23 protein-coding genes and 1 riboswitch are annotated in these 23,494 nt (G+C 67.1%); of the genes, 15 read left to right on the top strand and 8 right to left on the bottom strand.

Annotation, left to right across the window (positions count from 1 at the left end; translation table 11 throughout):
• Positions 1-129: 129 nt before the first annotated feature.
• Entirely contained in the window at positions 130-1,353 is a 1,224-nt protein-coding gene (locus tag RCO27_RS01250) for an NADP-dependent isocitrate dehydrogenase (RefSeq protein ID WP_309000823.1), read from the bottom strand.
• 143 nt (positions 1,354-1,496) lie between these two features.
• Here RCO27_RS01250 and RCO27_RS01245 point away from each other — a divergent pair, with 143 nt between their 5' ends.
• The 13 genes from RCO27_RS01245 (at position 1,497) to fabZ (ending at position 14,350) form a co-directional block, all read left to right on the top strand.
• Positions 1,497-2,240 carry a phosphatidylserine decarboxylase gene (locus tag RCO27_RS01245; protein ID WP_309000822.1) on the top strand — a complete coding sequence of 248 codons (744 nt, stop codon included), beginning with the start codon at positions 1,497-1,499 and terminating at the stop codon, positions 2,238-2,240.
• A 10-nt stretch (positions 2,241-2,250) separates the two neighbouring features.
• Complete coding sequence (locus RCO27_RS01240; protein WP_309000821.1) at positions 2,251-3,108, top strand: phosphatidylcholine/phosphatidylserine synthase; 858 nt, start codon at positions 2,251-2,253, stop codon at positions 3,106-3,108.
• A 308-nt stretch (positions 3,109-3,416) separates the two neighbouring features.
• Positions 3,417-4,175 carry a 30S ribosomal protein S2 gene (gene rpsB / locus RCO27_RS01235; protein WP_309000820.1) on the top strand — a complete coding sequence of 253 codons (759 nt, stop codon included), beginning with the start codon at positions 3,417-3,419 and terminating at the stop codon, positions 4,173-4,175.
• A 56-nt stretch (positions 4,176-4,231) separates the two neighbouring features.
• Positions 4,232-5,176, top strand: a complete 945-nt coding sequence (gene tsf, locus RCO27_RS01230) for a translation elongation factor Ts (protein ID WP_309000819.1) — start codon at positions 4,232-4,234, stop codon at positions 5,174-5,176.
• Positions 5,177-5,285: 109 nt separating this feature from the next.
• Positions 5,286-6,002 (top strand): UMP kinase, encoded by a 717-nt coding sequence (pyrH, locus tag RCO27_RS01225; protein WP_309000818.1) that lies wholly within the window; start codon positions 5,286-5,288, stop codon positions 6,000-6,002.
• Positions 6,003-6,012: 10 nt separating this feature from the next.
• Positions 6,013-6,570 carry a ribosome recycling factor gene (gene frr / locus RCO27_RS01220; protein WP_309000817.1) on the top strand — a complete coding sequence of 186 codons (558 nt, stop codon included), beginning with the start codon at positions 6,013-6,015 and terminating at the stop codon, positions 6,568-6,570.
• The gene (locus tag RCO27_RS01215; RefSeq protein WP_309000816.1) at positions 6,567-7,313 is read left to right on the top strand and encodes an isoprenyl transferase; all 747 of its coding nucleotides are present in this window, start codon (positions 6,567-6,569) and stop codon (positions 7,311-7,313) included. The genes frr and RCO27_RS01215 overlap by 4 nt, the downstream gene beginning before the upstream one ends.
• Positions 7,310-8,176: a phosphatidate cytidylyltransferase gene (locus RCO27_RS01210; protein ID WP_309000815.1), complete on the top strand. Its 867-nt coding sequence runs from the start codon at positions 7,310-7,312 to the stop codon at positions 8,174-8,176. Before RCO27_RS01215 ends, RCO27_RS01210 begins: the two co-directional genes overlap by 4 nt.
• Complete coding sequence (locus RCO27_RS01205; protein WP_309000814.1) at positions 8,173-9,333, top strand: 1-deoxy-D-xylulose-5-phosphate reductoisomerase; 1,161 nt, start codon at positions 8,173-8,175, stop codon at positions 9,331-9,333. Before RCO27_RS01210 ends, RCO27_RS01205 begins: the two co-directional genes overlap by 4 nt.
• Positions 9,330-10,460, top strand: coding sequence for an RIP metalloprotease RseP (gene rseP, locus RCO27_RS01200; RefSeq protein WP_309000813.1), 1,131 nt, complete (start codon positions 9,330-9,332; stop codon positions 10,458-10,460). The genes RCO27_RS01205 and rseP overlap by 4 nt, the downstream gene beginning before the upstream one ends.
• Positions 10,461-10,539: 79 nt before the next feature.
• Entirely contained in the window at positions 10,540-13,233 is a 2,694-nt protein-coding gene (bamA, locus tag RCO27_RS01195; protein ID WP_309000812.1) for an outer membrane protein assembly factor BamA, read from the top strand.
• Complete coding sequence (locus tag RCO27_RS01190; RefSeq protein ID WP_309000811.1) at positions 13,233-13,862, top strand: OmpH family outer membrane protein; 630 nt, start codon at positions 13,233-13,235, stop codon at positions 13,860-13,862. The genes bamA and RCO27_RS01190 overlap by 1 nt, the downstream gene beginning before the upstream one ends.
• On the top strand, positions 13,862-14,350 hold the full coding sequence (fabZ, locus tag RCO27_RS01185) for a 3-hydroxyacyl-ACP dehydratase FabZ (RefSeq protein ID WP_309000810.1): 489 nt from the start codon (positions 13,862-13,864) through the stop codon (positions 14,348-14,350). Before RCO27_RS01190 ends, fabZ begins: the two co-directional genes overlap by 1 nt.
• On the opposite strand, the gene RCO27_RS01180 is transcribed toward fabZ, so the two are convergent.
• From RCO27_RS01180 to RCO27_RS01165, 4 genes are read right to left on the bottom strand one after another with little or no spacing between them, the layout of a single operon-like run.
• The gene (locus tag RCO27_RS01180; RefSeq protein WP_309000809.1) at positions 14,316-15,017 is read right to left on the bottom strand and encodes an ABC transporter ATP-binding protein; all 702 of its coding nucleotides are present in this window, start codon (positions 15,015-15,017) and stop codon (positions 14,316-14,318) included. The genes fabZ and RCO27_RS01180 overlap by 35 nt on opposite strands.
• Positions 15,014-15,982, bottom strand: a complete 969-nt coding sequence (locus RCO27_RS01175) for an iron ABC transporter permease (protein WP_309000808.1) — start codon at positions 15,980-15,982, stop codon at positions 15,014-15,016. The genes RCO27_RS01180 and RCO27_RS01175 overlap by 4 nt, the downstream gene beginning before the upstream one ends.
• A complete protein-coding gene (locus tag RCO27_RS01170) occupies positions 15,979-16,713 on the bottom strand; it encodes an ABC transporter substrate-binding protein (RefSeq protein WP_309000807.1) in 735 nt (244 codons plus the stop codon). The genes RCO27_RS01175 and RCO27_RS01170 overlap by 4 nt, the downstream gene beginning before the upstream one ends.
• 43 nt (positions 16,714-16,756) lie before the next feature.
• Positions 16,757-18,613, bottom strand: a complete 1,857-nt coding sequence (locus tag RCO27_RS01165) for a TonB-dependent receptor domain-containing protein (RefSeq protein ID WP_309000806.1) — start codon at positions 18,611-18,613, stop codon at positions 16,757-16,759.
• A 94-nt stretch (positions 18,614-18,707) separates the two neighbouring features.
• Positions 18,708-18,876, bottom strand: a riboswitch (cobalamin riboswitch).
• A 107-nt stretch (positions 18,877-18,983) separates the two neighbouring features.
• Here RCO27_RS01165 and rpmE point away from each other — a divergent pair.
• Together rpmE and RCO27_RS01155 are read left to right on the top strand one after the other, a co-directional pair.
• Positions 18,984-19,214, top strand: a complete 231-nt coding sequence (gene rpmE, locus RCO27_RS01160) for a 50S ribosomal protein L31 (RefSeq protein WP_309000805.1) — start codon at positions 18,984-18,986, stop codon at positions 19,212-19,214.
• A 75-nt stretch (positions 19,215-19,289) separates the two neighbouring features.
• A complete protein-coding gene (locus RCO27_RS01155) occupies positions 19,290-19,814 on the top strand; it encodes a GNAT family N-acetyltransferase (RefSeq protein WP_309000804.1) in 525 nt (174 codons plus the stop codon).
• Here the strand turns inward: RCO27_RS01155 and RCO27_RS01150 are convergent, their stop codons facing one another.
• Genes RCO27_RS01150 through RCO27_RS01140 form a run of 3 tightly spaced genes read right to left on the bottom strand, consistent with a single transcriptional unit; the run spans position 19,815 to position 23,492 of the window.
• Positions 19,815-20,927 (bottom strand): CaiB/BaiF CoA-transferase family protein, encoded by a 1,113-nt coding sequence (locus RCO27_RS01150; RefSeq protein ID WP_309000803.1) that lies wholly within the window; start codon positions 20,925-20,927, stop codon positions 19,815-19,817.
• Positions 20,927-22,117: an acyl-CoA dehydrogenase gene (locus RCO27_RS01145; RefSeq protein WP_309000802.1), complete on the bottom strand. Its 1,191-nt coding sequence runs from the start codon at positions 22,115-22,117 to the stop codon at positions 20,927-20,929. Before RCO27_RS01145 ends, RCO27_RS01150 begins: the two co-directional genes overlap by 1 nt.
• Before the next feature lie 58 nt (positions 22,118-22,175).
• On the bottom strand, positions 22,176-23,492 hold the full coding sequence (locus RCO27_RS01140) for an HlyD family type I secretion periplasmic adaptor subunit (RefSeq protein WP_309000801.1): 1,317 nt from the start codon (positions 23,490-23,492) through the stop codon (positions 22,176-22,178).
• Between the last annotated feature and the right edge of the window lie 2 nt (positions 23,493-23,494).

Raw genomic sequence — 23,494 nt, 5'->3', positions numbered from 1 at the left:
CGCGCCCGATACCTGAACAAAAAAACCGCTTCTCGTCATGCTGAACTTGTTTCAGCATCCAGTTCTCCACCGATCCCGCGGTGATCAGTTGGACCCTGAAACGAGTTCAGGGTGACGGGAGAAATCGTCTCAGACGGGCTCGGCCTCCATGGCGGCTTCGAGATTCAACCGGACCGCCTCGAAGAACTGCTCGGTCGTCATCCAGCTCTGCTCGGGGCCGATCAGGATGGCGAGATCCTTGGTCATCTTGCCGTCCTCGACGGTCTGCACGCAGACCCGCTCGAGCGTCTCGGCGAAGCGCGTCACTTCGGGGGTGTCGTCGAACTTGCCGCGGAACTTGAGGCCGCCGGTCCAGGCGAAGATCGACGCGATCGGGTTGGTCGAGGTCGCCTTGCCCTGCTGGTGCATGCGGTAGTGGCGGGTAACGGTGCCGTGCGCCGCCTCGGCCTCCACGGTCTTGCCGTCCGGCGTCATCAGGATTGAGGTCATCAAGCCGAGCGAGCCGAAGCCCTGGGCGACCTGGTCCGACTGCACGTCGCCGTCGTAATTCTTGCAGGCCCAGATGAACTTGCCGCTCCACTTGAGCGCGCTGGCGACCATGTCGTCGATCAGGCGGTGCTCGTAGACGATGCCGAGCTCCTTGAACTGCGCTTCGAACTCCTTCTCGTAAACCTCTGCGAAGATGTCCTTGAAGCGGCCGTCATAGGCCTTGAGGATGGTGTTCTTGGTCGACAGATAGACCGGCCATTGCCGGTTGAGGCCGTAGTTCAGCGAGGCGCGGGCGAAGTCGCGGATCGACTCGTCCAGATTGTACATGCCCATGGCGACACCCGCTTCCGGGAAGTCGAACACGTCGCGCTCGATCGTCTCGCCGTTGACTCCCTCCCATTTCATGGTGAGCTTGCCGGGGCCGGGGACGAGGAAATCGGTCGCGCGATACTGGTCGCCGAAGGCATGGCGACCGACGACGATCGGATCGGTCCAGCCGGGGATCAGCCGCGGCACGTTCTCGATCACGATCGGCTCGCGAAAGATCGTGCCGCCCAGGATGTTGCGGATCGTGCCGTTGGGTGACTTCCACATTTTCTTGAGGCCGAACTCCTCGACCCGGGCCTCGTCCGGCGTGATCGTCGCGCATTTCACGCCGACTCCGTATTTCTTGATCGCCTCGGCGGATTCGACGGTGATCCGGTCCTCCGTTTCGTCGCGCTTCTCGACGCCCAGGTCGAAATAGATGAGGTCGACGTCGAGATAGGGCAGGATCAGCCGCTCGCGGATCCATTGCCAGATGATGCGGGTCATCTCGTCGCCATCGAGCTCGACGACGGGGTTCTTCACCTTGATCTTCGCCATGAGGCTGTCCGTTCCTTCCCCGGATTGACGTGTGACAGGGCCTTAAGCGGGGAAGCGCCATCGATCAATCCGGCTGCGAGGGATTCGCGAGGGGCCGCCCTTTCGGTTGTTTCGCCCCTGCTCTGGCCCTAGAAGGTGCGCCCATGAGCTCCCTCGAAAAGCCGGACAGTCCGGTCACGCCCACCGTCCGCTATCGCCTGCCGAGCGTTCATCCCGAAGGCCGCAAGTTCGCCGTCATCGCGGGCGCGATCGCCTTCCTGTTCTGGTGGATCGTCGATTGGGACTGGCTGGGCTGGCTCGCCGCCGGCGTCACCGTCTGGATCCTGAGCTTCTTCCGCGATCCCGTTCGCACCACGCCGACGGGCGAGGGGCTGGTGATCGCGCCGGCCGACGGCATGGTGACGATGATCGCGACCGTGCCGCTGCCCAAGGAGCTGATCGGCGGGGAGGGCGGCATGTCGCCGGACGCGGTGATCCGCGTGTCGATCTTCATGAGCGTGTTCGACGTCCACATCAATCGCACCCCGGTCGCCGGCACGATCCTCAAGGTCGTCTACATCGCCGGCAAGTTCCTCAACGCCGACCTCGACAAGGCAAGCGAGGACAATGAGCGCCAGCACATCCTGGTCGAGGCGCCGGACGGGACGAAGATCGCCTTCACCCAGATCGCCGGTCTGGTCGCGCGGCGGATCGTGCCCTGGGTCAAGGCGGGCGACCGCGTGGTCGCCGGACAGCGCGTCGGCCTGATCCGTTTCGGCAGCCGCGTCGACGTCTATCTCCCCGCCGGCACGTCGAGCCAGGTGCTGCTCGGCCAGCGCACCATTGCCGGCGAGACGGTGATCGCCAGGCTCGGCGTCTCCGAGCTGATCGAGGGCGTCGCGCAATGAGCTGCCCGACATGACCGGGGTGCCGGAGCGCCGGGGAATCCCGCTGCGCGCGGTCGTTCCCAATGCGATCACTGCGCTGGCGCTTTGCGTCGGCCTCACCAGCGTCCGCTTCGCCATTGCCGGCGAGTGGGACCGGGCGATCTATGCGATCATCGCCGCGGCGGTGCTGGACGGCATGGACGGCCGCATTGCCCGTGCGCTGAAGGGGCAGAGCCGGTTCGGGGCCGAGCTGGATTCGCTTTCCGACGTTATCGCTTTCGGTGTTTCGCCGGCGATCGTGCTCCATCTCTGGGTGCTGCAGGAGCAGCGTGGTATCGGCTGGGTGTTCGCGCTTGCCTATGCCGTCTGCATGGCGCTCCGGCTCGCCCGCTTCAATGCCCGCATCGACGTCGAGGACCAGCCGCACAAGTCAGCCGGTTTCCTCACGGGCGTGCCGGCGCCGGCCGGGGCGGGGCTGCTCCTGCTGCCGATCTATCTCTGGCTGGCCAGTGGCCAGGAATGGGAGTGGCTGCGCAATTTCTGGCTGGTCGCGATCTGGGCCGGCTTCATTGCCTTCCTGGCGATCTCCAACCTCGCGACCTTTTCCTGGACCTCGCTGCGTCTCCGCCGCAACATCCGGCTGGAAGCGATCCTTGTCATCGCGCTGGTCGGCGGCGCGCTCTTCTCCGCGCCCTGGCAGACCCTGAGCGTCGTCGCGCTCGTCTATCTCGCCCTCATTCCGTTCAGCATCGCGAGTTATGCGAAGGTCAGGCGGCAGCGTGCCGGGGCGGTCGCGCAACGGTCGAACGAGGCCGAGCTGCCCTTGCCGGAGCCGCCGGCGCGCCCCTTAAGGCGGCGCAGATCTCCGCCCAGCTCTCCTTCAGAATGAACTCGAGAACCATGCCCAGCGCCACCAGCAGGGTCAGAAAGAACGCGATCGTCAACAGGTGAGCCACAGCTTTATCCTCTCAACCATCCACAGCTGAATCCAGGCGACGGCCAAGGGTTCCTCGATCGCTGCCTGACATGCCTATGTTCTCTTTTTGTTCTACAGTCAACCGGGAATCAGCACCGGGTTGATTTCCCGCCCGGTCTCCCCTAAATGCGCGCCCATTCCACATGCAGGGCCATCATACCGGTGGCTGGAGCGATCCAGTCTCTCGGCCCCGCAGAGGTATAACCGGAAGGAGAAACATCATGGCGTCCACCGACGTCACCATGCAGGCATTGCTCGAGGCCGGGGCGCATTTCGGCCACCAGACCCATCGCTGGAACCCCAAGATGAAGCCGTACATCTTCGGCGAGCGCAACGGGGTGCACATCATCGACCTGTCGCAGACCGTGCCGCTGTTCGCGCGTGCGCTCGACTTCGTGCGCTCGACCGCCGCGTCGGGCGGCAAGGTGCTGTTCGTCGGCACCAAGCGCCAGGCGCAGGATCCGATCGCCGAGGCCGCGCGCCGCTCGGGCCAGCATTTCGTCAACCATCGCTGGCTGGGCGGCATGCTCACCAACTGGAAGACGATCTCCAACTCGATCAAGCGCTTCAAGAGCCTCGAGGAGCAGCTCGCCGGCGACACGCACGGCCTCACCAAGAAGGAAGTGCTCCAGCTCACCCGCGAGCGCGACAAGCTCGAGCTCAGCCTTGGCGGCATCCGCGACATGGGCGGCATCCCGGACGTGATGTTCGTGATCGACGCCAACAAGGAAGAGCTGGCGATCAAGGAAGCGAACGTGCTCGGCATTCCGGTCGTCGCGGTGCTCGACACCAATGTGAGCCCGAACGGCATCGCCTTCCCGGTGCCGGGCAATGACGATGCCAGCCGCGCCGTTCGTCTCTATTGCGACGCGATCGCCGATGCGGTGCTCGCCGGCAAGCAGGGCGGCGCGGCCGCCCGCGGCGTCGATCTCGGCGCGCAGGACGAGCCGCCGGCCGAAGCGGCGCTGGCTGAAGCCTAAGCGCAACATTCCCCGGCCATGGGCCGGGGACCCGTTCTATCAAGAGGATATGAGACATGGCTGAGATCACGGCCGCAGCGGTGAAGGAACTGCGCGAGCGCACCGGCGCCGGCATGATGGACTGCAAGAAGGCGCTGGCCGAGACCAATGGCGACATGGAAGCCGCCATCGACTGGCTGCGCACCAAGGGCCTCGCGGCCGCCGCCAAGAAGTCCGGGCGCGTCGCCGCCGAGGGCCTGGTCGGCGTCGCCGTCGAGGGCGCGACCGGCGCGGTCGTCGAGGTGAACTCGGAGACCGATTTCGTCGCCAAGAACGAGCAGTTCCAGGGCTTCGTGCGCGAAGTCGCGAAGCTGGCGCTCGAGACCGGCGCGAACATCGAGGCGCTGGGCAATGCCGCCTATCCGGGCGGCGGCAGCGTCAACGAGGTGCTGACCAACAACATCGCCACGATCGGCGAGAACCAGTCGCTGCGCCGCGCCGGCCGCGTCAGCGTGAACGAGGGCGCGGTCGTGTCCTATGTCCACAATGCCGCTGCGCCGGGCCTCGGCAAGATCGGCGTGCTGGTCGCGCTGGAGAGCGCGGCCGACAAGGCCGCACTCGAGGCGCTCGGGAAGCAGCTCGCCATGCACATCGCCGCGGCGAACCCGCTGGCGCTGCGCGGCGAGGATCTCGACGCCGCCCTGATCGAGCGCGAGCGTGGCATCGCGCTTGAGAAGGCCAAGGAATCGGGCAAGCCCGCCGACATCGTCGAGAAGATGGTCGAGGGCGCAATGGCCAAGTTCCGCAAGGAGAATGCGCTGCTCTCGCAGCTCTTCGTCATGGACAACAAGACGAAGGTCGAGGACGTGATCGCCGCCGAGGGCAAGCGCCTCGGCGCGCCGGTGACGCTCGCCTCGTACCTGCGCTTCCAGATCGGCGAGGGCATCGAGAAGAAGGAAAGCGACTTCGCCGCCGAAGTCGCCGCCGCCGCCGGCACCCAGAAAGCCGAGCCCGTCGCATAACCAGCATCTCCCCCTTCCGATTTGCGGGAGGGGGAGAGGCTTGGCACTCCCGTCGCACCTTACTAAGGTGCGCGCGCTCTCAGCATAGCATCGAACGGAAATCGCCTTCATGTCGCGCCCGCGCTTCAACCGGATCTTGCTGAAGCTGTCGGGCGAGGCGCTGATGGGCGACGGCCAGTTCGGCATCGATCCGGACACGGTCGCCCGCCTCGCCGGCGAGATCAAGGTGGCCCGCGAGAACGGTTTCGAGCTCTGTCTCGTCGTCGGCGGCGGCAACATCTTCCGCGGCCTCGCCGGCGCCGCCAAGGGCTTCGACCGGGCCAGCGCCGATTATATGGGCATGCTGGCGACCGTCATGAACGCGCTCGCCCTGCAGAATTCGCTCGAGAAGATCGGGGTCGACACCCGCGTCCAGTCTGCCATCCCGATGGCGACCGTCTCCGAGCCCTATATCCGCCGCCGGGCGATCCGCCACATGGAGAAGGGCAGGGTGGTGATCTTCGCCGCCGGCACCGGTAACCCCTTCTTCACCACCGACACCGCCGCAGCGCTGCGCGCCGCCGAGATGGGCTGCGACGCCCTGTTCAAGGGTACCAGCGTCGACGGCATCTACGATGCCGACCCTAAGAAGGTGGCGGACGCCAGGCGCTACGACACCGTCACCTTCAACCAGGTGCTCGCCGACAATCTCAAGGTGATGGACGCGAGCGCCGTCGCCTTGTGCCGTGACAACAACATCCCGATCGTCGTCTTCAACATCCGCGAACAGGGCAATCTCGCCCGCGTCCTGGGTGGTGAAGGCATGGCGACGATCGTCCAGAACTAGGGAGGACGCCATGCCGGCTTATGACAAGGGCGATCTGCAGCGCCGTATGCACGGCGCCGTCGAGGCGCTGAGGCACGATCTGGGCGGCCTGCGTACGGGGCGCGCCTCGACAGCGCTGCTCGATCCGGTCACGGTCGAGGTCTATGGCGCGAACATGCCCTTGAACCAGGTCGCGACCGTCTCGGCGCCCGAACCGCGACTGCTGTCCGTGCAGGTCTGGGACCGCTCGAACATCTCGGCGGTCGAGAAGGCGATCCGCAATGCCGGTCTCGGCATCAACCCGATCACCGACGGCCAGAACATCCGCCTGCCGATCCCGGACCTGACCGAGGAGCGCCGCAAGGAGCTCGCCAAGCTCGCCCACCAATATGCCGAGAAGGCGAAGGTCGCCGTCCGCAACGTCCGCCGCGACGGCATGGACGCGCTCAAGACCGACGAGAAGAAGAAGGAGATCAGCGAAGACGAGCATAAGCGCCTCGACACCGAGGTGCAGAAGCTCACCGACGAGGCGATCAAGGAGATCGACGACGTTCTCGCCGCCAAGGACAAGGAAATCCTTCAGAAGTGACCGCCGCGCCGGCCAGCGCCGGGACCCGACCGGAAGCGCCGGAAATCGCGGTCCCGCGCCACGTCGCTATCATCATGGACGGCAACGGCCGCTGGGCGAACGCGCGCGGCCTGCCACGTTCGGCGGGGCACCGCGCCGGAGCGGAGGCTGCCCGCAAGGCGCTGCGCGCCGCAGGTGAAGCGGGAGTCGAGTGCCTGACGCTTTACGCCTTCTCCTCGGAAAACTGGCGGCGGCCCAAGACCGAGATCGCCGATCTTACCGCACTCCTCAAATTCTATGTGAAAAAGGAGCTGAACGACCTTCATAGGGAAGGTATAAAGCTTGTCATTCTGGGCGATCACACGGCGTTCGAGCCCGATGTGGCGAAGATGGTCGATGATGCCGTCGCCAAAACTGCCGGCAATCGTCGGATGATTTTGGCGATCGCGCTCAATTACGGCGCGCGCGCCGAGCTGGTCGGCGCCACGCGCCGGCTCGCGGAGCAGGTGGCAGCAGGGCAGCTTCGGCCCGAGGAGATCGATGAGGCGCGGATCGACGGCACGCTCGACACCCACGGATTGCCGCCACTCGACCTCCTGTTGCGCACCTCGGGCGAGCAGCGCCTGTCCAATTTCCTGCTCTGGCAGGCGGCTTATGCCGAATTGCTCTTTGTCGACACGCTCTGGCCCGATTTCGACGAGGCCGTCATGCAGGCTGCGCTCGCCGAATATGCCCGGCGGGAGCGGCGCTACGGCGGGCTATGACGGTCGAAAACATGCAGAAGCCCGCGGCGGACCTCACCGTGCGCTTCGCCGCCGGCGTGGCCATGGTCGCGGTGGCGAGCGTCGCCATCTATCTGGGCGGCTGGCCGTTCCGCATCCTGGTCGCGCTGGGCGCCGCGATCATGCTGGTCGAGTGGAGCGACATGCATCGCTTGCCTCGCCACTGGGCATGGGCAAGCGCGGCGCTGGTCGTCGCCTTCCTGTTCGGCGTCACTGAATGGCTCTTTCCGGCCGGCCAGATGGACGAGATCCTGACCCCGGACGGAGCCGGCATCCTCGCGTTGGCGCCGGAAAGCTTCGCGCCGGTCTGGACAGGTTTCGGCATCGCCGCGGCCGTGGCGATGATCGTCGGCATCCTCAGCCGCCGCCTCGTCATGGCCTGGGGCTTCTTCTACATCGCCGTCCCGGCCTTCGATCTGCTGGTGCTGGGCTGGGCCTGGTACGGGCTCGTCTTCTGGGCGATGATCGTTACCTGGGCGACCGATATCGGCGCCTATTTCGCCGGAAGGGCGATCGGCGGCCCGAAGCTCGCGCCGCGGATCAGCCCGAACAAGACCTGGGCGGGGCTTTTCGGCGGCATCGTCGCAGCGGCCGTCGCAGGCTGGCTCGTCGCCGGGCTGGAGATTTTCGCGCTGGGCGCGCCCTTCCTCTGGCTCGGCGCCCCAATGGCGGTGCTTGCCCAGGCCGGCGATCTCTATGAGAGCTGGGAGAAGCGCCGCGCTGGCGTCAAGGACAGCGGCACCCTCCTGCCGGGCCATGGCGGCGTCCTCGACCGGGTCGATGGGCTGCTGCCGGTGGCAGTGGTCACGCTGGCGGTGCTGATGGCGGGGCTGTGGACCGGATGACCCGCAGCGTCACCATCCTCGGCGCAACCGGATCGGTCGGCCGGTCCACCCTCGACCTCATCGAACGCAACCGCGACCGGTTCGAGATCGTCGCGCTGACCGCGCGCAAGGATATCGACGGCCTGGTCGAACTCGCCCGTCGCTTCCGCCCTCGAACGGCAGTGATCGGCGACGAAACTCATCACGCGCGCCTCAGGGAGGCGCTCGAAGGCACCGGCGTCGACGCGCGCGTCGGAGAGCAGGCGATTGCCGATGCCGCCGCCGCCGGCGCCGACTGGACGATGGCGGCGATCGTGGGCACGGCGGGCCTCAAGCCGGTCATGCGGGCGCTGGAGGCCGGCGGCACGGTTGCGCTCGCCAACAAGGAATCGCTCGTTTCTGCAGGGGACCTGATGACGACGGCCGCGGCGGCGAACGGCGCGACCCTGCTGCCGGTCGATTCCGAGCACAATGCCGTCTTCCAGTGTTTCGACGCCGCGCGGCCGGGCAGCATTCGCCGGGTCATCCTCACCGCCAGCGGCGGCCCGTTCCGCTGCCGGTCGCGCGAGGAGATGCGCGCAGTCACCCCCGCCGAGGCGGTCGCCCATCCGAACTGGTCGATGGGCGCCAAGATTTCGATCGATTCCGCGACCTTGATGAACAAGGGCCTAGAACTCATTGAGGCCTATCATCTTTTCCCCGTCGAGGCGGATGCTCTGGAAGTGGTGATCCATCCGCAGTCGGTGATCCACAGCTTGGTCGAATATGTCGATGGCTCGGTGCTGGCCCAGCTCGGCGCACCCGACATGCGCATCCCGATCGCCCACACGCTCGCCTGGCCCGAGCGGATGGAGACGCCGTGCGCGCGCCTTGACCTGGTCAGGATCGGCAAACTCGATTTCGAGGAGCCGGATCTGGATCGCTTTCCGGCTCTCGGCCTGGCCATGCAGGCGCTGGTCGCGGGTGGTGCGAAGCCTGCCATCCTCAATGCCGCCAATGAGATAGCGGTCGCATCTTTTCTTGAAAGCCGCCTCGCTTTCCTCGATATCGCGTCGGTGGTGGGCGAGGTTCTCTCCCGCTATGCACCGGGGGGCCCCTCGTCGATCGACGAGGTGCTGGAGATCGATCGGGAGGCCAGGGACGTGGCCGCCGAGGTGACAGGAAAGTTCCGCATTTGAGCAGCCCCGGCCTCTTCTTCACAATTCTCGCGTTCCTGCTCGTCATCGGGCCGCTGATCTTCATCCACGAGCTCGGCCATTATTTCGCGGGCCGCTGGTTCGGGGTAAAGGCGGAAGCCTTCTCGATCGGCTTCGGCCACGAAGTCTTCGGCTGGACCGACAAGCGCGGCACCCGCTGGAAGGTCGGCTGGATGCCGCTCGGCGGCTACGTCAGGTTCAAGGGCGACATGAACCCGGCCTCGACGCCGAGCGACGAATGGCTGGCTCTGCCTGCCGAGGAGCGCGCCGAGACCTTCCAGGCGAAGAAATTGTGGCAGCGCTTCATCATCGTCGCCGCCGGGCCGATCACCAATTTCCTGTTCGCCATCCTCGTCTACATCGCCCTGTTCGGCACCTATGGCCAGCCGCGCACGCCGCCGGTCATCGCGACGGTCCTGGAAGGGTCAGCCGCGGCATCGGCCGGCCTCCGGCCCGGCGATCGCATTACCGCCATAGACCGGCGGAACATCGACCGATTCGAGGACATTGCCTCCTACGTGTCGATCCGCCCCGATCAGCGCATGACCGTGGGGATAGAGCGCGCCGGCGCGCCGCAGACGCTGGAGATCACGCCGCAGTCGCTCGAGGTCGAGGACCGGTTCGGCAACAGGGCGCGGATCGGCCGGATCGGCATCGGGCCGGGCGGCATCGAGGTGGCCCGGCTTCCGGCGCATCAGGTGGTCGGCGCCGCGCTCGGGCAGACCGTCGACACGGTGAAGATGATGGTCGTGACGCTCGGGCAGGTCATCCGTGGCCAGCGCTCGCTTCAGGAAATGGGCGGTCCGTTGAAGATCGCCCAGTTCTCCGGCCAGCAAGCGAGCCTCGGCTGGCTCGACTTCGTCCTCTTCATGAGCCTGATTTCAATTAATCTGGGATTCATCAACCTCTTGCCAATTCCTTTGCTCGACGGCGGACATCTGCTGTTCTACGCGATCGAGGGAGTGAGGCGGAAACCGCTGAAGCCGGAGGCCCAGGAGTGGGCATTCAGGACGGGCCTTGCGGTTTTGCTGGCATTGATGGTCTTCGTCACGTTCAACGATCTGGCTTCTTTTGGCCTCTTTACCAAGCTTGGCGGCTTGATCGGCTGACTATGTTGGGGCAGGGCAGGTGCTTACAGGGACAACGGCCGGCCCAGTTGGCGGCCTTCAGATCAAAAGGCGGGGACGCGTGACGGCGAACGAAGTATTTCCCAATGGTCGAAAGCTGTGCGCTGTCCTCCTCGTCGGAACCGTTCTCGGTGGCCTGTCCGCCCCCGCGGCGGCGCAACAGGTCGCGCAGCCGGCTCCCGCCGCACCCGCACCACAGGCGGAACAGATTCCGCAATTGTCACCGCCGTCGCCGGCCGAGCCGAGCCGGACCATCCGGACGGTCACGGTCTCCGGCAACCAGCGGATCGAGCCGGAGACGGTTCTCTCCTATACCTCGCTGCGCCCCGGGGAGCCCTATACGCAGGAGCGTCTCGACGACGCGCTGCGTGATCTCTACGCGACCGAGCTGTTCGCGGACGTCCAGATCGCCGGCGCCGACACCGGCGAGCTCGTCATCCAGGTCCGCGAGAACCCAGTGATCAACCGCATCGTCCTGGAGGGCAACCGCCGTCTCAAGGACGACAAGATCGCGCCGGAAATCCGGCTCGCGCCGCGACAGATCTTCACCCGTTCGCGCGCCCGCGCCGACGTCGCGCGCATCATCGAACTGTACCGCCGCCAGGGCCGCTACGCCGCCAGCGTCGTGCCGCAGATCGTCCAGCTCGATCAGAACCGTGTCGACGTGGTGTTCGAGATCAACGAAGGACCGCGCTCGCGCGTCCGTCAGATCAACATCATCGGCAACGAGCGGTTCGGCGACAATCGCCTCGTCTCGGAGATGGCGACGCGCGAGCATGTCTGGTGGAACTTCTTCACCTCGTCGGATACCTACGATCCCGACCGGCTCGCCTTCGACCAGCAGAAGCTCAGGCAGTTCTATCTGACCCAGGGCTATGCCGACTTTCGCGTCGTTTCGGCGGTCGCGGAACTGACGCCGGATCGGCGTGACTTCATCATCACCTATGTGGTCGAGGAAGGCGAGCGCTACAAATTCGGCGATGTCGCCGTCCAGAGCGACATCCGCGATTTCCAGGCCGACGCTCTCCAGCGCACGCTGCCGATGCGCACCGGCGACTGGTACAATGCGCAGCAGGTCGAGGACACGGTCACCAGCCTCAACGAGCTGGCCGGCCTGTTCGGCTACGCCTTCGCGGACGTGCGCCCGCAGTTCCAGCGCAGCCGCGAGAATCTCACCATGGGGGTGACGTTCCGGGTTGCGGAAACGCCGCGCGTCTATGTCGAGCGGATCGACATTTCCGGCAACACCAACACGCACGACAAGGTGATCCGCCGCGAGTTCCGCCTCGCCGAGGGCGATGCGTTCAACAATGTCCGCGTCCGCCGCTCGCGCGACCGCATCCAGTCGCTCGGCTTCTTCCAGGACAATCTTGAGATCACCCAGGAGCAGGGGTCGGGCCCCGACCGTGTCGTTCTCGGCGTCGCGGTCGAGGAGCGGGCGACCGGCGAACTCCAGCTCTCGGCAGGCTTCTCGAGCCTCGAGCGTTTCCTCGTCAACCTCTCCATCCGCCAGCGCAATTTCATGGGCCGTGGGCAGGAGCTGCGGGCGGCGGTCAATTATTCGTCCTACAGCAAGTCGGTCGAGCTCGGCTTTACCGAGCCTTATCTGTTCGATCGCAACATCGCTGTCGGCTTCGATCTCTTCCGGCGCGACTATAACAGTTTCAACCTGCTCGGGAACGATCGTCAGACGACTTACGAGGTGGTCAGCACGGGCGGGCAGGTCCGCGCAGGCGTGCCGATCACGGAAAATCTCAGCCTCGCCTTGCGCTACGGGCTTTCCTATGACGAGGTCAGCCTCAACGAGGCGCTGTACTTTACCGATCCCGACGGCACCGGGCCATTGCCGTCGCAATGCGACCCGCTGCTCGCCAGCCGCTATCTGTGCGACTCGCTCGGCAACCGGCTGACCTCCTCGATCGGCTATTCGCTCGTCTACAGCACGCTCAACAACGCGGTCCGGCCGTCCCGCGGCCACAGGGTCCTGCTCAGCCAGGATTTCGCTGGCGTCGGCGGCGACGTGACCTATTTGCGGACTCGCGCCAGCGCCGCGAAATATTGGAACGTCCTCGGCAATTTCATCTTCTCGCTCAGCGCCGAAGGCGGCTACATCCGTTCGTTCGAGGACGGCGCGCCCAATGTCGATCCGGTCCGCATCAACGACCGCTTCTTCCTCGGCAATCCGCAGATGCGCGGCTTCGACATCCGCGGCGTCGGCCCGCGGGTGCAGCGCATCCCCTACCTGTTCGACACGGACGAGAACGGCAACATCACGAACGTGCGTCTCAGCGACGACCCCGATGCCATCCTCGATGATGCCATCGGCGGCCGCCTCTACTACCAAGGCCGCGCCGAACTGGAGATTCCGCTCGGTGCGGGGGCGCGCGACCTTGGTCTCAGGCCTTCGATTTTCGTCGATGTCGGCGCGCTCTGGGGTGTGCGGGATCCTGTGACGCTCGACATCGCACCCGGGTCTCCGCTGACCTTGAACCAGTGCACCGACCCTTCGGGAACTGTGAGCACCGTTCCCGGCGGCTCGACCTGCCCGACCGGCACGACTTTGACCCGCCTCGGCGTTTCGCCCTTCCGTGAAGTCTTCCTTGGCGATACGCCCGCGCCGCGCCTTTCGATCGGCATCGGCGTCAACTGGAACTCGCCGTTCGGACCATTCCGCATCGACATCGCCAGGGCGCTGCTCAGCGAACCGGGCGACGATACCCGACTCTTCAGCTTCAACGTAGGGACAGCATTCTGATGAACAAACTGCTCTTCGGCACGGCCTCCGCCGCGCTCGCACTTGCCATTCCGGCCGCCGCGCAGGCTCAGGCAATCGCGCCGGCCGTCGTCGCCGTCGTCGACACCCAGCGCATCCTCAGCCAGTGCACGGCCTGCGTCGCCGCCAACCAGCAGCTCCAGACGCAGCGTCAGCAGCTCGAGCAGCGCGCGCAACAGCTCGGCCAGCCGCTGCAGACCGAGCAGACGGCGATCCAAACGGCGATCAACGCCATTCCGCAGGGCGGGCAGCCGGATGCGGCGCTCCAGACGCGGATCCGCACCTTCCAGACGTCTCAGGAGAACGCGCAGCGGGAGCTTCAGACTCGTCAGGAGCAGCTCCGCCGCAACGGCGCCTTCGTCCTGCAGCAGCTCGAGGGACCGCTGAACACATCGATCACCCAGATCATGCAGCAGCGCGGGGCGACGATCGCCATGGATCGCGCGGCGACGCTCGCGATCAACCCGTCGGTCGAGATCACCGATGCGGTCCTGGCCGCGCTCAACACCGCGGTGACGAGCGTGAACGTCAACGCGCCCGCGCAGCAGCCCGCCGCGCAGCAGCCGGCCCAGCAGCAACAGCAGCAGCAGAACCGTCCGCAGGGCCGGTAATGCCTGACCGGACCAGCGCCGCCGCCCCGGCTTCTTCCGGGGTCCCGTTCGATATCCGGCGGGTGATGGCGGCGCTTCCCCATCGCTTTCCCATGCTCCTCGTCGACCGCGTCGAGGAGCTGGTGGTCGACGAGAAGATCGTCGCCACCAAGGCGGTGACCATCAACGAGCCGTTCTTCGCGGGCCATTTCCCCGGCCGGCCGATCATGCCGGGCGTGCTGATCGTCGAGGCGCTCGCCCAGGCAGCCGGCGTGCTCGCCGTCGAATCGCTCGGCCTGTCGGGCTCGGGCAAGCTCGTCTATTTCATGGCGATCGACGGGGCGAAGTTCCGGACGCCGGTTGAACCCGGTGTCCTGCTGAGCCTGGAGGTCGAGTTCGTCCAGAAGCGCACCAGCGTCTGCAAGTTCGCCGGCCGCGCGCTGGTCGGCGGCAAGCTCGCCGCCGAAGCCAATTTCACGGCGATGATCGCCGATCCGCCAACGGACTGACCGGCCGCCACGCGCCGGCCACCTTCTCGATTCCGAAAATCCGTGCGACAGGCTCGCCGTCGAGGCCTTCGACGGCGATCGATCCTCCGTCCATGACGAGCACCCGATCGCCATAGCGGGTGGCCGCATCGAGGTCGTGGATTGCGACCAGGGCCGCGCGCTGATTGTCGCGCACCTCCGACCGGACCAGCTCCATGAGGCGGATTTGCCAGAGCGGGTCGAGATTGGCGGTGGGCTCGTCGAGCAGGAGCAGCTTCGGTTTCGGCGCCAGGGCGCGGGCGATGAGGACCCGGCTGCGTTCGCCCGTGGAAAGCGTGTCCAGACGGCGGTCCAGCAGATCGTCCAGCGCAAGCGCGTCAGGCGGCGCTCCACCGCCCCCCAACGCGATCAGGTCGCGGGCAAGCAGCGGCCAGGCGATGTCGCGGGCCGCGGGCAGGAAGGTCAGATAGTGGGGGCGCTGCGCCGGTCCCAGCCGGCGTGGATCGACGTGATCGACAAGAACTTCGCCAGCGGGACTGCCGATACCGGTCAGCGCGTGGAGCAGGCTGGTCTTGCCGCTGCCATTGGGGCCGACGAGGCAGATCAGCTCACCCGGATAGATGTCCAGCGACACGTCCATGAGTCGGCCGGGCAGCGACAGGTTGCGGGCCTGAAGGAGCGGCGTCATGCCGCCACGCGCCAGCGCATGTGCGCGACCAGCCAGAGGAAGAAGGGCGCGCCGAGCAGGGCGGTGAGGACCCCGATCGGCAGCGTCCGCCCCAGCGGCGCCAGTCGCACCGCGAGGTCGGCCAATAGGAGCAATATGCCCCCGATCATCGCTGCCGGAAGGATCGCCCGGCCCGGATGGCTCCGGGTCAGCCGGCGCGCGAAGATCGGCGCGACCAGCCCGACGAAGCCGATCGCCCCGCAGATCGCGACGCAGGCGCCGACGCCAAGCGCGGTCAGGCAGACGACCTGGCGACGCAGAGAAGGCACGTCATGGCCGAGCGACTGGGCGACCTCCTCCCCGAGGGCGAGGCTGTCGAGCGGACGGACAAGCCGGAGCAGCAAGGCGAAGCTCAGCGCCGCCGGTATGCCGGCAAAGGCGGTCTGGGCAAGGCTGCGGTCGACCAGCGAGCCCATCAGCCAGTCATAGGCATCGTAGAAGGCGAAGGGGGAGGGGGCGAGCGCCAGCGCGAGCGTGGTCAAGGCCCCGGCGAGCGCGCTGATTGCCAGGCCGGCGAGGAGCAGGGTTGCCGTCTCGGCCTTGGGGCCGGCGAGAGCAAGGAGCAGGAGGAGCGCCCCGAGCGCGCCGGCGACCGAGCCGACCGAAAGCGCGATCGGCGCGGCGAAGCCGAAAATATAGGCGGTGATCACGGCGCCGAGCGCGGCACCGCTGGTCGTGCCGGTGAGGTCTGGGGAGGCGAGGGGGTTGGCGAACAGTGCCTGCACCGCGGCGCCCGCCGCCCCCAGCATCGCGCCGTAGATCAACGCGAGCGCGGCGCGAGGGAGCCGCAATTCGATGAGGAGGGTCGTCGCGAGGCCGGTATCCTGCCGATAGATGCCGGCGAGGTCGCCATAGGGCAGTGCCAGGGAGGCCAGGAACGCGCCGCCAAGCGCAAGCGCGAGCAAAAGGGCGGTGGCCCGGGTCACCGTGCGATCTCGCGACGCAATCGGTGGATCTCGCCGATCAGCGGCGGGCCCATACAGGTCCAGCGCCGCCCGTCGGTCGCGATCGTGCGTGCGCCGCGGACACGCGCTGCAGCCGGATGGGTGAGCCAGCGCTGGGCGGCGGAATATTGGCCCTGGCGATAGTCGCTGCGCAGCAGGATCTGCGGTGGCCGCGCCAGCAGGGTCTCGAGCCCGACCCGGTCGCCCCGCAACGGCCGCTGGCGAAGGCCGGCCAATGCCATCCACTGCGCCTCGAGACCGACGGCCGAGACGGTCCGCCCGCCGCCGCCGAGCCAGATCGCCTCGGCCTGAGCGGGCGGCGTGCTCGCCTGAAGGGCGGAGATTTGCCGAATCAGCGCGTCCCCGGCCGCCACCCGTCCCAGCGCGGCGGCGAGGCGACGGATACCGGCCTTGGTGTCGTCGAGGCTCGCAGCGAAAGGCAGGTCGATCGTGGGAATGCCGAGCCGCTCGGCAATCCGCAGCCGATCGCGCGCGCCGCCGCCCATCGTCACGACGAGATCGGGACGAAGCGCGGCGACCGAGAGCAGGCTGCCGTCATTGCGCCGGTAGCGTCGCGCCTCGCGCCAGAGCGGCGTTTCCGCCGGATCCTGCGCCAGATGCGTCACCGAGGCGATCTGGTCCGGCGCGGCGAGCGCCAGGACCAGCTCATCGGTGCACAAGTTCAGCGACGCGACCCGCGCCGGCGCCGCCATGGCCGGCATGGCGAGCGCCCAGGCCCCCGCAAGGAGCAGGGGCCTAGCGACCGAGAGCGACGCGAAGACCCGCATAGACTGTCCGACCCGGCGTGTTGTAGCCGATCACGTCCTGATAGTCCGCGTCGAAGGCATTCTCCATCCGGGCATAGAGTTCGAGCTGGGGCAGGATGCGATAACCGATCCGAAGCGAGGCAAGCGCATAATCGTCGAGTGTCACCACCGGTGACGGAAAGACGTCGAAATCGGTGTCGCGACGCTTGCCGACATAGGCGATGCTTGCGCCCCAGTTGAACCGATCGGCAGCGCCGAAGGCGATCAGGTTCGCCGTATGGCGCGGCCGGCGAACCTCCCGCACCAGGTCGACACCGGCGGTGCGCTGCTCGTCGGCGTCGAGGAAGGTGTAGTTGGCGGTGAGGTTGAGCCAATCGGCGTGGCGATAGCTTGCTTCCACCTCGAAACCGTCGCGGCGGCTCTTGCCGTCGGCATTCTCGGTGCTCGACAGGAAAGTGACGGGATCGAAGGTGTCGACGATCTCGTTGCGAAGGCGCTGGGTGAAGCCGGTGACGCCGATGCCCAGCCGATCGTTCGCCCAGCGTACGCCCGCTTCCCAGCCCCGCGAGCTTTCCGGCTTGAGATCGGGATTGCCGACGAACGAGCCGGGGAAAAAGCCGTACAGGTCGAAGAAGGTCGGCTGGGCGATGCCCTCGCCATAGGCGGCGTGCAGGGTGAGGCCTTCGACCGGACGGATGAGGACCGAGCCGCGGAAGGTGGTCGCATCGTCGAACGCGCTGAAATCGTCGTGGCGCAGCGCGACGTCGGTCGCGAGCCACGGCGTCCAGTCCGCGCGCCATTCGCCGACGACGGCGGTCATGTCGCGCGAACGGTCCTGATCGGTGCCGCCGAAGAAGGCGGTGTCGCGGGCGCGGAAATCCTCCTGGTTGTGGTCGATCGCGGCAATAAGCTGATGGCTGCCGAAACGGCGCGAAACCTGGGCGCCGAGCGTCAGGCGGTCGCCGAAGGTGCTGTTGAGCGGGTCGTCGCCGAGGCGGTTACGATTGGCGCTGTCGAGATAGCTCGCCTCGCCGCTGAGCGCCCAACCGTCCTCTTCCCAGGACAGCCAGCCGCGCACCGCGCCGATCCGGTTCTCGGTCTCGTCGAGCGTGTCTGCGCGGCGGAAGGTCACCGGATCGGTGCCGTCGAACTCGCTGGTGCCCTCGATCCAGTGGCCGACGACGCCGCCCTCGATCGGTCCGCTGCGATAGACTGCCTGGACGCTCGCCGTGACATTGTCGAATCCGTCGCGCTCGCCGCCGCTGCCGAAGGAATCGATGCCATCGCTGCGCTGCCAGCCGCCCGACGCCGAGAGGCGGACATCACCGGCCCGGACCGCATAGCGGCCGAACAGGCGGGCGCTGTCGAGGCTGCCATATTCCGCATCGCCGAGGAAACCTGTGCTGCCCGTGCCCCCGATCGTGCTCGCCGCGATCACGCCGCCCAGCGCCTCGGATCCCCACAAAGCCGATTGTGGCCCCCGCACCACTTCGATCCGCGAGAGCGCGTCGGTGGTCAACAACTCAAAGCGCGGCTCGTTGCCCGACGCAGGGTCGTTGAAGCGGATGCCGTCGACGAAAAGCAAGGTGTGGTTCGCTTCGGCACCGCGAATGCGGACCTGCGTCTGGGTGCCGCGCGGCCCCGTGGCCGCAACCGACAGGCCGGGCGAGAGGCGCAGCACGTCCGACGCCGCGGGCAGCGACAACGCGTCCAGCGTCGCTTCGTCGAACAAAGTCGAAGAGGCGGGGAGCTCGTCGGCCGCGCGCGGGGCGCGGGCAGCAGTGACAATGATCTCGCTGCCGGGCTGAACCACGGCGGCGGAGAGAAGCAGAAGAAAGGCGGGCATCGATACCTCCGTTTGACGACATGTGCATGTCGTCTCGGAGGAGCCGCGCAGGCGGAGCTTGCACGACGCCACGCACCGCGGCTGGTCCCGGCCGGATGCGGACGACGGCGAAGGCAGGTCTCCTGGCTCGCGGCTCGATCGCTTCGCCGTCCTTTGCGGAGGGCAAGCTCGCCGCTTACAGTTGCGGGCACAGCACCGGTTTCGCACCGGCTTCCCTTTTCACCGTCCCCTGAGAGGACGGCACCTTCTGCGCGGCCGCCCTATTGCGCCGCACCACGGCTTGTCAATCGTGCCCTTTGCAGGTAGAGCCGCGCCTTCCTTTCCCGTCGGGCTGGTCGGAAACCAGCCGAAACCACGGAAGATCAAAGACATGAAGACCGATACCCACCCCGATTACCACATGATCAAGGTGCAGATGACCGACGGCACCGTGTTCGAGACCCGCTCCACCTGGGGCAAGGAAGGCGACACGCTGCAACTCGACATCGATCCCAAGGTCCACCCGGCCTGGACCGGCGGCAACACCCGCCTCGTCGACCAGGGTGGTCAGGTGGCGCGCTTCAACAAGCGCTTCGGCGGTCTCGCGCTCGGCAAGAAGTGACGGCTGGATCAGCCGCCATCCCGGCGAAGCATGTCCTGAGCGACGCCGCCGGCGACGTCGAAGGGGCCGGGATCCATGGCTGAAGCGCCGGTTGTCGAGACCGAGCGCCTTGTCTTACGTCCGTTCCGCGCAGGCGATCTGGACGCGCAGGCCAAGGCCATGCGCGATCCCGAGGTCGTGCGCTATCTCGGCGGCACGCCGCATGCGCGCGAGGACACCTGGCGGCGGATGCTCGCTGCTCCCGGCCTGTGGGAGCTGCTCGGCTACGGCTATTGGGCGATCGAGCGGAAGGCGGATGGCGCCTATCTCGGGCAACTGGGCTTCGCCGATTTCAAGCGCGACATGACGCCCGGCATCGAGGGCCTGCCGGAGATGGGCTGGATCCTGGTGCCGGAAGCGCATGGGCATGGCTATGCGGTGGAAGGCGTCGTCGCTGCGCTCGACTGGGCGGATCGATCGCTGAACGCTCCGCAGATCGTCGCCATCATCGACCATGGCAATGCGGCGTCGATCCGGCTGGCCGAAAAGGTGGGCTTCGATGTGCGCGAAGAGGCGACCTATCGCGAGTCGCCGATCCTGCTCTTCCGACGCGAGCGCTGACTAGCCTTCCGCGCCGGCCGGCAGGGCGGGGCTGGACGATCGTGCCACCTGGCGTGCGCCATCGATGACGATCGGGGAGGCGACGCCCGGCACGCCGCCGGCATCGATCCGCATCCCGCGGGCAATCACCTGCGGATCGGCGAACACCTGGGCGACATCGTTGATCGGGCCGCCGGGGATGCCGCTCGCGGCAAGCGCGGCAAGGAACTCGTCACGCTGGCGCAGGGCGATCAGCGGGGCCAGCGCGGCTTCCAGTGCAGTGCGATTGCGCACCCGATCCGCATTGGTGGCGAAGCGGCTGTCTTCGCCGAGGGTCGATTGACCAAGCAGGGCGCACAGGCGTCGATACTGGCCGTCATTGCCGACGGCGACGATGACATGGCCGTCGGCAGTCGCGAAGGTCTGATAGGGCGCGATATTGGGATGGGCGTTGCCCATCCGGTGCGGCGGCGTTCCGCCGACCAGGTAGTTCATCGCCTGATTGGCGAGGACAGCGACCTGCACGTCGAGCAGGGCCATATCGATATGGCAGCCCGCTCCGGTCGCCTCGCGTCCGCGCAGCGCGGCGAGGATCGCCGTCGAAGCATAGACGCCGGTGAAAATGTCGGCAAAGGCGACGCCGATCTTTTGCGGCGACCCGTCCGGCTCGCCGGTCAGGTCCATGATCCCGCCCATCCCCTGGATCATGAAATCATAGCCAGCCCGGTTCGCATAGGGACCGTCCTGACCGAAGCCGGTGATCGAGCAGTAGACCAGCCGCGGATTCAGCGCCGAGAGGCTCGCCTGGTCGAGACCATATTTGGCGAGCCCGCCGACCTTGAAATTCTCGATCAGCACGTCGGCGTCGCGGACGAGGGCGCGGACCGCGTCCTGCCCCTCTGAGGTTTCGAGGTCGATCGCCATCGAAGACTTGCCGCGGTTGCAGCTGTGGAAATAGGCGGCGCTGCCGTCGGCCGCGAAGGGCGGTCCCCAGCCGCGCGTGTCGTCGCCGGCACCGGGCCGCTCGACCTTGATCACCTCGGCGCCGAGATCGGCCAGCAGCTGGCCGGCCCAGGGCCCGGCCAGGATCCGGGCGAGCTCGATCACCCTGAGCCCGGCGAGCGGCTTGTCCATCAGAAGGCGGCCAGCCCGGTGATCGCACGGCCGAGGATCAGGGCGTGGACATCGTGCGTGCCCTCATAGGTGTTCACCGTTTCGAGGTTGGCTGCATGGCGCATGACCTGAAACTCGGCCGAGATGCCGTTGCCGCCGTGCATGTCGCGGGCGATGCGGGCGATCTCCAGCGCCTTGCCGCAATTGTTGCGCTTGATCAGGCTGATCGTCTCCGGGACGAGGTCGCCGGCGTCGAGGCGGCGTCCGACTCTCAAGGCCGCCTGCAGCCCGAGTGTGATCTCGGTCGCCATGTTGGCGAGCTTCAGTTGCACGAGCTGCGTCGCCGCCAGCGGCCGTCCGAACTGCTTGCGTTCCAGCGTATAGCTGCGCGCGGCATGGAAGCAGGCCTCAGCCGCGCCCATCGAGCCCCAGGCGATGCCGTAGCGCGCGCGGTTGAGACAGCCGAAGGGGCCGGCCAATCCGCTGACGTTGGGCAGCAGATTCTCCTCGGGCACCTCGACGCCGTCCATGACGATCTCACCGGTGATCGACGCGCGCAGCGAGAGCTTCTCCTTGATCTTGGGCGTGGAGAGGCCCTTCATGCCTTTCTCCAGCACGAAGCCTTTGATCCGGCCATCATGCGCGTCCGACTTCGCCCAGACGACGAACACATCGGCGATCGGCGAGTTGGTGATCCACATCTTGGTGCCGGACAGGCGATAGCCGCCGTCGATCTGTTGTGCGCGGGTGCGCATCGACCCAGGGTCGGAGCCGGCGTCCGGCTCGGTGAGGCCAAAGCAACCGACCCATTCGCCGGTCGCCAGCCTGGGCAGGTATTTCTGCTTCTGCGCTTCGGTCCCGTAGGCATTGATCGGATGCATGACGAGGCTGGACTGCACCGACATCGCCGAGCGGTAGCCGCTGTCGACCCGCTCCACGGCCCGCGCGATCAGGCCGTAGCTCACATAGTTGAGGCCGGCACCGCCATATTCGGGAGCGATCGTCGCGCCGATCAGGCCGAGGCTGCCGAGCTCGTTCATGATCTCGCGATCGAACCGCTCCTCCAGATACGCGCTCGTCACGCGCGGCAGCAGCTTGTCCTGCGCAAAGGCCTCCGCCGTGTCGCGGACCATCCGCTCCTCGTCCGAAAGCTGCGCGTCGAGCGCGAAAGGATCGGCCCAGTCGAAGGGCAGGGTGGTGGGTTCGGCCATCTCGTCCTCTTGATCTTGCCCGACGCGCCTAGCGGCTCATGCGTTGCGAAGGAAGCCGCTAGCGTTCGCGGAAGGCGGATTCGCTGAGGCGGGTGATTGGGGTGAGAATATATTGGAGGACGGTGCGGGTGTCGCCGAGCATGTCGACCTCGGCGACCATGCCAGGGCCGATCGGCAATGGCCGTCCCCCCGGGTCACGGAGCGCGTTGGCATCCGTCCGGACCCGGACGAGATAATAGGTCTCCCCGGTCCGCTCCTCGGCGACGGCGTCGGGCGAGATCGCGACGACCCGGCCGTCGAGCGTGCCATAGACGGCGCGGTCATAGGCGGTGATCGCGACCCGCGCGTCCTGATCGAGGCGGACGAAGGCGATATCCTGGGGGCGAACCCGCGCCTCGACGATCAGGTTTTCCTCGGACGGCACGATTTCGACCAATGGCTGGCCGGCCTGGACCGTACCGCCCCGCGTCGTCACCAGCACGCGGTTGACCCGGCCGGACAGCGGCGCGCGCAGGACGGTGCGCTCGACCTGCTGGGCGAGGGCGGGGAGAGTCCGGCGCCGGGCCTCGCGCTCGGCCTGGGCGCCGGCGAGCTCGGTCGCGGCACGGGCGCGCCAGTCCTGGCGGGCCTGCGCAGCGCTCGCCCGGGCCTCGGCGACGCTGGCCTGGGCGCGGGAGATGGCTGCCGCGGCCGCCGAAGCTTCGCTCGCGGCGACGGCGGCGGCGCTTTCGGCCTGGGTCAGGCTGAGTCGCGGCTCGATACCGCGCTCGACCAGCGGACGCAGCATGCGCGCCTCCTCGGCGCGCGAGTCGCGGGATGTGATCCGCGCCTCATAGGTCGCCCGTGCCTCGGCGACGCCACGGGTCGCCTGCGAGAGGCGCGCCTCTGCCGCACCGAGCAGGCTGGTCAGGTCGGCGATGCGGGCCACGTGCAGTGCCTGTTCGATCCGGATCTGCTCGATTCCCGAAGGGTCGGTGGTATCGGGGTAGACCGGCTCGCGGCCGGCCACTTCGGCCTCCAGTCGGGCGATCTTGACGTCGAGCGCGGCCACGGTCGCCGCGCCGCTCCCGAATTCGGAGCCCCGCTGGACGGGGTCGAGGCTCATGAGCCGATCACCGGCGCGTACGTTCTGGCCGGGCCGCACGAGGATCTGATCGACCACGCCGCCTTCGGGGTTCGAGACGACCTGGAGCTGCGAGCTCGGGATGACACGGCCCATGCCGCGCACCGTGCGCTCCAGCTCGGCGAATGCCGCCCAGACGAAGAACACGACGACGAAGGCGATCACGCCCCAGAGCAGCAGGTTGGAGGCCTTGCGCGGATTGATCCGGTCGGTGAGGTCTTCGATGTGGGTATTCGGACGGGTGTCGGACATGG

It is taken from the genome of Sphingosinicella sp. LHD-64 (assembly GCF_031157375.1).
In the GTDB taxonomy this organism is placed as follows: Bacteria; Pseudomonadota; Alphaproteobacteria; order Sphingomonadales; family Sphingomonadaceae; genus Allosphingosinicella.
The sequence above is the reverse complement of the archived record's forward strand: the minus strand, read 5'-3'. Positions and strand labels throughout refer to the sequence as shown.

Excerpts from the sequence above, each read along its gene's own strand:
- RCO27_RS01250 (WP_309000823.1), bottom strand. The coding sequence starts at position 1,353 with ATGGCGAAGATCAAGGTGAAGAACCCCGTCGTCGAGCTCGATGGCGAC.
- RCO27_RS01245 (WP_309000822.1), top strand. The coding sequence starts at position 1,497 with ATGAGCTCCCTCGAAAAGCCGGACAGTCCGGTCACGCCCACCGTCCGC.
- RCO27_RS01240 (WP_309000821.1), top strand. The coding sequence starts at position 2,251 with ATGACCGGGGTGCCGGAGCGCCGGGGAATCCCGCTGCGCGCGGTCGTT.
- rpsB (WP_309000820.1), top strand. The coding sequence starts at position 3,417 with ATGGCGTCCACCGACGTCACCATGCAGGCATTGCTCGAGGCCGGGGCG.
- tsf (WP_309000819.1), top strand. The coding sequence starts at position 4,232 with ATGGCTGAGATCACGGCCGCAGCGGTGAAGGAACTGCGCGAGCGCACC.
- pyrH (WP_309000818.1), top strand. The coding sequence starts at position 5,286 with ATGTCGCGCCCGCGCTTCAACCGGATCTTGCTGAAGCTGTCGGGCGAG.
- frr (WP_309000817.1), top strand. The coding sequence starts at position 6,013 with ATGCCGGCTTATGACAAGGGCGATCTGCAGCGCCGTATGCACGGCGCC.
- RCO27_RS01210 (WP_309000815.1), top strand. The coding sequence starts at position 7,310 with ATGACGGTCGAAAACATGCAGAAGCCCGCGGCGGACCTCACCGTGCGC.
- RCO27_RS01205 (WP_309000814.1), top strand. The coding sequence starts at position 8,173 with ATGACCCGCAGCGTCACCATCCTCGGCGCAACCGGATCGGTCGGCCGG.
- RCO27_RS01190 (WP_309000811.1), top strand. The coding sequence starts at position 13,233 with ATGAACAAACTGCTCTTCGGCACGGCCTCCGCCGCGCTCGCACTTGCC.
- fabZ (WP_309000810.1), top strand. The coding sequence starts at position 13,862 with ATGCCTGACCGGACCAGCGCCGCCGCCCCGGCTTCTTCCGGGGTCCCG.
- RCO27_RS01180 (WP_309000809.1), bottom strand. The coding sequence starts at position 15,017 with ATGACGCCGCTCCTTCAGGCCCGCAACCTGTCGCTGCCCGGCCGACTC.
- RCO27_RS01170 (WP_309000807.1), bottom strand. The coding sequence starts at position 16,713 with ATGGCGGCGCCGGCGCGGGTCGCGTCGCTGAACTTGTGCACCGATGAG.
- RCO27_RS01165 (WP_309000806.1), bottom strand. The coding sequence starts at position 18,613 with ATGCCCGCCTTTCTTCTGCTTCTCTCCGCCGCCGTGGTTCAGCCCGGC.
- rpmE (WP_309000805.1), top strand. The coding sequence starts at position 18,984 with ATGAAGACCGATACCCACCCCGATTACCACATGATCAAGGTGCAGATG.
- RCO27_RS01155 (WP_309000804.1), top strand. The coding sequence starts at position 19,290 with ATGGCTGAAGCGCCGGTTGTCGAGACCGAGCGCCTTGTCTTACGTCCG.
- RCO27_RS01150 (WP_309000803.1), bottom strand. The coding sequence starts at position 20,927 with ATGGACAAGCCGCTCGCCGGGCTCAGGGTGATCGAGCTCGCCCGGATC.
- RCO27_RS01145 (WP_309000802.1), bottom strand. The coding sequence starts at position 22,117 with ATGGCCGAACCCACCACCCTGCCCTTCGACTGGGCCGATCCTTTCGCG.
- RCO27_RS01140 (WP_309000801.1), bottom strand. The coding sequence starts at position 23,492 with ATGTCCGACACCCGTCCGAATACCCACATCGAAGACCTCACCGACCGG.